Genomic DNA, 1,541 nt, shown 5'->3' on the forward strand with positions numbered 1-1,541 from the left:
TCGATTGAAAATTCATTGCATTGGGTTTTGGATGTCTCTTTTCACGAAGATGCTTCCCGTATTCGCAAAGATCATTCTCCTGAAAATATGGCTGTCTTGCGACACTTTGCTCTTAATCTCTTAAGTCGCGATAAGTCTTCTAAGTTCAGTATGCGGGCGAAACGTAATAAAGCGGCTTGGGATCTGGCTTATCTAAACCATCTCCTTTCCCTTTGATTTTTTATGCGGTTGCCCTGGCATCATGGGCTAGTTGGTTGATATTCGTACCGATTTTATTCAATTCATACTTGACTTCTCCCAACAGGTGATAAAGATCCCAATCTACCTTTGCAACTTGTACCTTAGATGTCGGCAGATCGTACTTAAACGTTGCACATCTCACAATTTCACTAGCTTTAACATTCAGTTGACTTGCTTTTTCATCTAGGATTACTTTCTCCTCTTCATATACTGGAGTTTAGACTACTGGAGTTTAGACTAAGGTGATTGAGCTAAGCAGGAAAAGAGCAGGAAAAAGCAACTCAGATAATAAAGAACTGAGCAAACCTAAGAGAATAAAAACGAGAATATTGAGGGTTAGGAATTAAGGTTGTCTTTGTTGACCTTTTTAGGACGGGAAGCGCGTTTTTTGATGACAGGAAAGCGAGGAAAAGGAGAACGCTTACGCCCAGACTTCCAACCAAGGGACTTACCACGAGGTTTAGGAGAACAGGCAGGAGAGCCAATCCTAACTAAAAGTGCGGCAAAGCCCTGAGCGACTCGACCAAAGGAGAGATTGGTTTGATGTTTCTGCCAAGGTAAAGGACTATCAATAACCAGTTGACGGGCTAGCCATAACTGCCAAGACAATAGAGGCATCAGATCGCTCCAACGCAAAGCCTGTTGAGGAGTCAATAAATGAGGCAAAGTCCAATGTAAACGTTGTTTGGCAAAGCGATTCCAATGGTCGATAGCAAAACGACGTAAGTACAAACGCCAAATCTGGACTAAAGATGGCATCTGTTCGCCCACCCAAGCTAACCACAAACCAGAACAATGGGGATGGGTGACACGAATAACTTGGAAAGGTCGTTGGGACGCTTGCTTAAAGTGTAAGTTAGACCATTGCTGGATTTGCACCTGTCCGACTGTCTCATCTTCTAAGCTAAAAGTTGCCGATGGGTCTCCCCAACTATCAGCATTGGCAAGTTGGAATTTATCCCCATGCTTGCGGGGACGACCACAGCCGCTATAGGGTGCAGGTGCTTTGTATAAGCATCGGTTAGGACGTAGACGCAGCAGTAAGTCTGCGGGGATATCCTCGGTCAAATTCATAAAAGCCGCACTACCATATTCACTGTCGTAAGTGGCAATCGGTCTTACGGATAAATCTGAGAGTGTAAAGTAATCTGTGTAAAGTCTGGGATATATACAGAGAGATAATCTAGACACACAATTATCAACACTAAAACCGATGAATATACGCAAAGAATTGGTAGACGAATTGCTGAAAGAATGTAAAACTCCACCTGACCTATTCGGAGAAGGAGGCATCCTGAAGC

2 protein-coding genes and 1 pseudogene are annotated in these 1,541 nt (G+C 43.5%); 1 reads left to right on the forward strand and 2 read right to left on the reverse strand.

The features are described from left to right. Positions 1-216 (forward strand): transposase (locus tag AC805_RS26905; RefSeq protein WP_369122834.1); only part of this gene is annotated, 216 nt, incomplete at its 5' end. A 4-nt stretch (positions 217-220) separates the two neighbouring features. Here the strand turns inward: AC805_RS26905 and mobC are convergent. Both mobC and AC805_RS26910 read right to left on the reverse strand, forming a co-directional pair. Next, positions 221-382: a plasmid mobilization relaxosome protein MobC gene (gene mobC, locus AC805_RS25710; RefSeq protein ID WP_197278765.1), complete on the reverse strand. Its 162-nt coding sequence runs from the start codon at positions 380-382 to the stop codon at positions 221-223. Between the two features lie 194 nt (positions 383-576). Further along, positions 577-1,541 (reverse strand): annotated as a pseudogene (locus AC805_RS26910) (hypothetical protein); the annotation flags it as partial.

The organism is Pseudanabaena sp. 'Roaring Creek' (assembly GCF_001402795.1).
Lineage (GTDB): Bacteria > Cyanobacteriota > Cyanobacteriia > Pseudanabaenales > Pseudanabaenaceae > Pseudanabaena.